Annotated in this window: 8 protein-coding genes and 1 pseudogene; 5 read left to right on the forward strand and 4 right to left on the reverse strand. The window is 76.9% G+C overall.

Annotated elements, in window-relative coordinates:
* Positions 1-93: 93 nt before the first annotated feature.
* Entirely contained in the window at positions 94-693 is a 600-nt protein-coding gene (locus ACWGJO_RS06775) for a GNAT family N-acetyltransferase (RefSeq protein WP_452182500.1), read from the forward strand.
* 61 nt (positions 694-754) lie between these two features.
* Here the strand turns inward: ACWGJO_RS06775 and ACWGJO_RS06780 are convergent, their stop codons facing one another.
* Positions 755-1,459: a DUF4328 domain-containing protein gene (locus ACWGJO_RS06780; protein ID WP_452182501.1), complete on the reverse strand. Its 705-nt coding sequence runs from the start codon at positions 1,457-1,459 to the stop codon at positions 755-757.
* 167 nt (positions 1,460-1,626) lie between these two features.
* Between ACWGJO_RS06780 and ACWGJO_RS06785 the strand changes: the two genes are divergently transcribed.
* From ACWGJO_RS06785 to ACWGJO_RS06800, 4 genes are all read left to right on the forward strand, one after another.
* Entirely contained in the window at positions 1,627-2,103 is a 477-nt protein-coding gene (locus ACWGJO_RS06785) for an HAD family hydrolase (protein WP_387733130.1), read from the forward strand.
* A gap of 66 nt (positions 2,104-2,169) precedes the next feature.
* Positions 2,170-2,574 (forward strand): hypothetical protein, encoded by a 405-nt coding sequence (locus ACWGJO_RS06790; protein WP_452182502.1) that lies wholly within the window; start codon positions 2,170-2,172, stop codon positions 2,572-2,574.
* A gap of 4 nt (positions 2,575-2,578) precedes the next feature.
* Positions 2,579-2,875 (forward strand): PRC-barrel domain containing protein, encoded by a 297-nt coding sequence (locus tag ACWGJO_RS06795; protein WP_452182503.1) that lies wholly within the window; start codon positions 2,579-2,581, stop codon positions 2,873-2,875.
* 12 nt (positions 2,876-2,887) lie between these two features.
* On the forward strand, positions 2,888-3,472 hold the full coding sequence (locus ACWGJO_RS06800; RefSeq protein WP_452182504.1) for a type 1 glutamine amidotransferase domain-containing protein: 585 nt from the start codon (positions 2,888-2,890) through the stop codon (positions 3,470-3,472).
* A gap of 13 nt (positions 3,473-3,485) precedes the next feature.
* Here the strand turns inward: ACWGJO_RS06800 and ACWGJO_RS06805 are convergent, their stop codons facing one another.
* The 3 genes and pseudogenes from ACWGJO_RS06805 to ACWGJO_RS06815 form a co-directional block, all read right to left on the reverse strand.
* Entirely contained in the window at positions 3,486-4,340 is an 855-nt protein-coding gene (locus ACWGJO_RS06805) for an ATP-dependent DNA ligase (protein ID WP_452182508.1), read from the reverse strand.
* Between the two features lie 66 nt (positions 4,341-4,406).
* Positions 4,407-5,276 (reverse strand): annotated as a pseudogene (ligD, locus tag ACWGJO_RS06810) (non-homologous end-joining DNA ligase); the annotation flags it as partial.
* Between the two features lie 109 nt (positions 5,277-5,385).
* Positions 5,386-5,826 carry a VOC family protein gene (locus ACWGJO_RS06815; RefSeq protein WP_452182505.1) on the reverse strand — a complete coding sequence of 147 codons (441 nt, stop codon included), beginning with the start codon at positions 5,824-5,826 and terminating at the stop codon, positions 5,386-5,388.
* Positions 5,827-6,024: the final 198 nt, after the last annotated feature.

Below are 6,024 nucleotides of genomic sequence, written 5' to 3' on the forward strand. Positions count from 1 at the left end.
CCCGGGCGGCTCAGACCCGGTGGCTGCGCCCGCAGGCCCGGGCCCCGGGAAATTCGCTGGCGGGCCCGGGGGCGCCGGGGATAGGAAGACGGGATGACCATCAGCGATCCCGCCACCGACCGGCGGGTCTTCCGCCCCGCCGTCCTCGACCTCGGCGACGCCCTGCTGCGCCCGTTCGGGCACGGCCTCGACGTGCCCGGCGGCATCGTGCCCGCCCTGGTCGCCGCCGCGGCCGACCCGGCCGTCGCCCGCTGGACCCCGCTCAGCGCCACCGGCCCGGTCGATGCCGAGGCCTACCTCGACCGCTGCGAGGCCCGCTGGGCCGACGGCAGCGCGGCCCCCTTCGCCGTCGTCGACGCCGCCGACGGCCGCCTGTGCGGCAACGCCTACCTGGTGTGGACCAACCGGGACGACGGCGTCGTCATGGTCGGCTACTGGCTGCTCGCCGCCGCCCGCGGCCGGGGCCTGGCCACCCGGGCCGCCACCGCCGCCACCCGCTGGGCGGTGGAGCAGGCCGACGCCCGCCGCATCGAGCTCTACCACGCCGTCGGCAACGAGGACTCCTGCCGGGTCGCGGCGCGGGCCGGCTTCCCGTACGAGGGCACCCTGCGCGCCTCCTACACCTACGGCGGGGGCGTCTACACGGACGAGCACCTGCACGCCCGGCTGGCCTCCGACCCGTTCACGGACTGAGCGCCCCGCCCGCGGGCCCCGGCCGAGGCCCCGCCCGCGGGCCCCGGCCGACCGAGCGGGCTCAGCCCCGGACGGTGCCGCCGTGGAGCCCGAACACAGGCGCGGCGGACTCGGTGAAGCGCTCCTCCTGCATGGCGGTCAGCCCGCGGATCACCAGGACGGCGAGCACGGCGGCCACCACCAGCAGCAGGTCGGAGGCGATCAGCCAGCCGACGGCCTGCTGGTAGCCGTCCGCGTACTGCGCCGAGGCCGAGCCGAGGTACTGGGAGCCGACCCGGCCGGTCACGTTGGAGATCCAGAAGGTGGCCCACCAGAGGTTGAGCAGCGTCTGCGGGAGCTGCGGGCGCACGCCCGAGGCGTCCGGCCGGGCGCCGGCCTGCCAGATGTCGCCCGCGATCCGGCGGGGGAACCAGAGCGCGACCACGGGGGTGAACCAGGCGCCGATCGCCCAGCCGCGCCGGAACCGGTGCCCGCGCGGGTCGAAGACCTCGGCGTTCACCCGGACCCGGTGGAACCAGATGACGAACGTGACCGCGGACGCGACCAGGGCCACCACCTGGAGGTAGCCGACGTTGTCGTAGAGCTGCGCCGTGTCCATCAGCGCGGATCCGTCGGACTCGGCGCCGGTGGCGAGATCACCGGCCTCCCCGTACAGGCGCAGGCCCACGGCGAGCGGGGCGAGGGTCGTGGCGGCGCTCACGGCGAGCAGAACGGTGGCGGCGGTGGCGCCGGCTCTCGGCGAGCGGTACACGGCGGGCGAAGGCATCGGGGATCGGGCTCCTGGAGTGGACCAATGTGACGGAGCGACACCCTAGGGCCGAACGATCACCCCGGACCAGCCGATTTTCCGGGCCGTCGAGAGGATTCCGGGGGGCCCGGGCGCAGGCTGCTGCGCGCGGCGGGGGAGCGACCTAACCTGGAAGGGAGCATTCGGTGCGTCGCCCGCGAACGGAAGCGGTGGTCATGACGGTGGTCTCGGCGGCTCTCTTCGGTACCGACTGGTGGCAGCCCACGCTGCCCGGCGGTGCCGAGTTGCTGCGCGAGTGCGCCGCCCGGGGGTGGACGGTGGTGCTGACCGGCCCCGGTCCCGCCGGGGCTCCGGCGCTCACCGTGGCCGATCCCGGGGGCGATCCGGTGAGAGCCGCGCTCGACCTGGTGGACGGCAGGCCCTGGCACGCCGTGGCCGTCGCCGGGAGCGTGCGCGAGGTGCGGGCCGTGCGGCGGGCCGGGGTGCCGTGCGTCGCCCTGACGGCCGGCCGGGACACCGGCCCGGAGCTGCGGGCGGCGGGCGCGGCCGAGGTCCACCGCGACGCCGCCGCCCTGTTGGGCGTCCTGGACGACAGCCTGCTCGCCCGCCCCCGGGCCTTCGGGCCCGTCGGCGCCGGAACAGGCGGTGCCCGCAACGGTTAGTGCCGGCCCGTACCGGGCAACCCGCCGGGTGCGAGCACGTCACCGGAAGTGTCGGAGGTGACCGAGATGGACGGACCCGCGTTGAGCGGATGGGAGCGGTGGCTCCTCGAGGAGATCGAGTCCGATCTGCGGCAGGACACACGGCTCGACCGGAAGCTGAGCACGATGGGCGCCAAAGCGCCGAGCCGGGTCCGGCGCGTGCTCCGCGGGGTCGGGCGCAGGGTCACGGCGGGGGTGACGCTGACCGCCCTGGTGATGACGGCGATCTGCTTCGGCGTGGGCGCCCGGACACCGGCCACCGCCGTACTGGTCGCGCTCGGGGTGGTCTGGGCGGCGACGGTGGGGGCCGCGGTCGCCGCCTCCGAACTGCTGCGCCGCCGGCGCGAGGCCCGCAGCGGTGTCGCACCGGCGGACCCGACGGAGTTCCGGGAGCGCCGCGAGCGGCGCCCCTGGGACCGGCCGGAGGCGTGACGCCATGAGCACCGACCTGTGGGAGTACCGCCCGGGCGCCCATCCCGCCGCCGACCTCACGCTGGTCGGGTACGAGGTGCACGCCACCGACGGCCCGGTCGGCCGGGTCGAACAGGACGCCGGGGACCACCTGCTGGTCGACGCCGAGCCCTGGGTGCCGGGCGCCCGGGTGCTCGTTCCGGCCGGACTGGTCGCCCGGCTCGACCACCTCGACCGCGCCGTCCACCTCGACTGCCCGCGCGCCCGGCTCAGCACCGCTCCGCCCGTGGCCGTCGACCTGACCGCCCCGCACCCGGGCTGAGCGACCCGCGCCATGGGCTGGCCGTCCACCACGCTCACCGGCCGGACGATCGCGTTCCTGGTCGCGCCGTACGGGGCCGAGCAGGTCGAACTGACCGACCCGTGGCAGGCGGTCGCCGAGTCCGGCGGAACCCCGCGGCTGCTGTCCACCGCCGAGGGGCGGGTCCGGACCGTCCGGCACCACGCCGAGGGCGACACCTTCGCCGTCGACGCCCTGGTCGCCGAGGCCGACCCGGCCGACTACGACGGGCTGGTCCTCCCCGGCGGCGTCGCCAACCCCGACCGGCTGCGCCTGGAGCGCCCGGCGGTCGACTTCGTGCACGCCTTCGGCGCCGCCGGCCGGCCGGTCGCGGCGATCTGCCACGCGGCCTGGACACTCATCGAGGCCGACGCCGTACGCGGCCGCACCCTCACCTCCTGGCCCAGCCTGCGCACCGACCTGGTCAACGCCGGCGCGCACTGGGTGGACGAGCCGGTACACGTCTGCCACGACGGCCCCGGCCCGCTCGTCACCAGCCGCAGGCCCGCCGACCTGCCGCTGTTCGACGACGCCTTCGTCACGGAGTTCGCCCACGCGTCGGCGAAGCGCGGGAAGTGAGCGCGGTCCGACGTCAGTCGCCCCGGAGGCGGACGAAGGTCGCGGTGGGCGGGCGGCCGGTGAGGGTGAACTCGGCGCGCAGGGGGGAGGTCAGGGGGTGGACCGGGCCGTGCTCGGGGTCGGTGCCGGGCGGGCCGAGCAGGGGGCGGACGACCTCGGCGACCTCGCCGGACTGGACCGGGGTGAGCCGCGGGGCGGTCAGGAACACCCGGCCGTCGTCGAGCCGCAGGACCAGCGCGTGCGGGTGGTCGGCCGGGCCGGTGACGGCGCCGACGGTGGCGTCCAGGGTGTCGCCGCGGCGGAACTTGACCCAGACCCGGCCCGCGCCGCGCGGCCGGTACGCGGCGGCGGCGGCCTTGCAGACCAGGCCCTCCACCCCGGTGTCGGCGAGCCGCTCCATCCACTCCAGCGCCTCCGCCCGGTCCGTCGTGGCCATCACCGGCCGGATCGGCGGCGGGACGTCGGCGAGGGCGGCGAGCAGCAGCCGACGGCGGTCGGTGAGCGGCAGCCCGCGGACGTCGCGGCCGGGCAGCGCCAGCAGGTCGAAGGCGATCAGGCCGAGCGTCACCTCGGGGGCGGCGGCGCGGGCCCGGCGGGTGCGCAGCAGCTCTCCGAAGGCGAACCGGCCGCCGCGCCAGGCGACCAGCTCGGCGTCCAGCACCAGACCCTCCGGCAGCCGGGAGACGGCGGCGGCGATCGGCGGGAACTCGGGGGCGAGGTCGCGGCCGCTGCGGGACTGGAGGTACGCGGGCCGCCCGCCCCGGGCGAACGCGACGCAGCGGAAGCCGTCCAGCTTCAGTTCGTACTGCACGCCCCCGCCGCCCAGGCCGTCGGCGGGCGGGACGGCGGTCACGGCGGCCGGGCGCATCACCTCGACGGGCGGGTGCAGCACCTGGCGCACCGGCGGCGGCGCTCCGGCCGCCGAGGGCGCACCGGGCAGCGGCCGGGCCCGCTCCGGGTCCAGCAGCGGGGCGAGCAGGTCGCCGTGCGCGGCCAGCCGGCCGGGCACCTCGGCGAGCGTGAAGACCAGGTCCCGCTCCTCGGCGGCCCGTTCCAGTTCCGCCCAGGCCAGCGGGGTGGAGACGGTCGGCAGCGGCCGGGCCCGCAGGGTGTACGGCGCGGCGGTGGTCTTCTTGGCGTTGTTCTGCGACCAGTCGACCAGCACCCGCCCCCGGCGCCGGGCCTTGGCCATGGTGTGCACCACCAGCTCCGGGTGCTCGGCCTCCAGGGCGGCCGCCAGCGCCTTCGCGTACCCGGAGACCCGGGTGCTCGGCGTGGGCTCGATCGGGACCAGCAGGTGCAGGCCCTTGGAGCCGGAGGTCTTCACCCAGGCCGCCAGACCGTCCGCCGCGAGCCGCTCCCGCAGCAGCAGGGCGACCGTGCGGCAGGTGAGCACGTCGGCGCCCTCGCCGGGGTCGAGGTCCAGCACCAGCCGGTCGGCGAGGGCGGGCACGGCCGCGTGCCACTGCGGGACGTGCAGCTCCAGGCAGCCCAGGTTGGCGATCGCCAGCAGCGCCGCGCCGTCCTCCAGTACCACCTGCCGCAGCTCGCCGGTGTTGCTCGGCACGTCGACCGTACGCACCCAGCCCGGGGTGCCGGGCGGCGGGTTCTTGGCGACGAACACCTCCGCCTCGACACCGTCCGGGCAGCGCAGGAAGGAGACCGGGCGGTCGCGCAGGTGCGGGAGCAGGGCGGTGTGCACGGCGGCGTAGTAGCGCAGCACCTCGCCCTTGGGCGTGCCGGTGCGCGGGTAGTACACCTTGTCGAGGTGGGAGAGGGCGAGGGTGCGCCCGTCCACCGTCATCTGCGGCACGCTCCGCCTCCGATGCCTCCAGCGCCTCCGGTGGGGTGCCCCCGCAGCCAGTCTGCCCCCGTTCGGCGGCGGCCGCCCCGAGGGCTCCCGGGGTCTGTCCTCACACTCCCGTCGTCCGCCCGGCGGGCGGACGGGGCGCGCCCGGGTAGGTGCCGAAGTACCAGCGGTTGCCCTCCGGGTCGGCGGCGGCGAAGTCCCGCGAGCCGTAGCCGGTTTCGTACAGCCCGGTGGTGATCCGGGCCCCGGCGGCCACCGCGCGGGCGTGCACGGCGTCCGGGTCGGCGGTGACCACGTACGCGGTGAAGCCGCCCGGCCGGCCCGGCCAGGGCTCGGCGCCCTCGGGCGTCCCGCGCTCGGAGCCGAGCATCACGCCGCCGCCCTCGGGCCAGGCGAGTTCGGCGTGCGCGACGACGTCGCCCTCGCCGTAGGTGACGACCTCCTGGAATCCGAAGGCGTCGACCAGGAAGCGGATCAGGGCCCGGGCGTCGGCGGCGCGCAGGCTGGGCCAGACCTGCGGGGCGGGGGTCTCGGTGGCGTCCATGGCTCACTCACTCCTCGGGAAGCGTGGGTCGTCGTGCCGGTCGTTCCGCCTCCCACTCTGCGGCCGCACCCGGCGCCCCGCCTCGGACGTTTCGGAACTTCGCCTGCTCCGGCCCCTCCGCCGCCGGCCAGGCGCTCGGCGCGGCCCCGCCCGGCGGCCGGAACTCGCGGGCCGGGTGCGGCTGGTCGAAGGACCCGC

The organism is Kitasatospora sp. NPDC054795 (assembly GCF_053611565.1).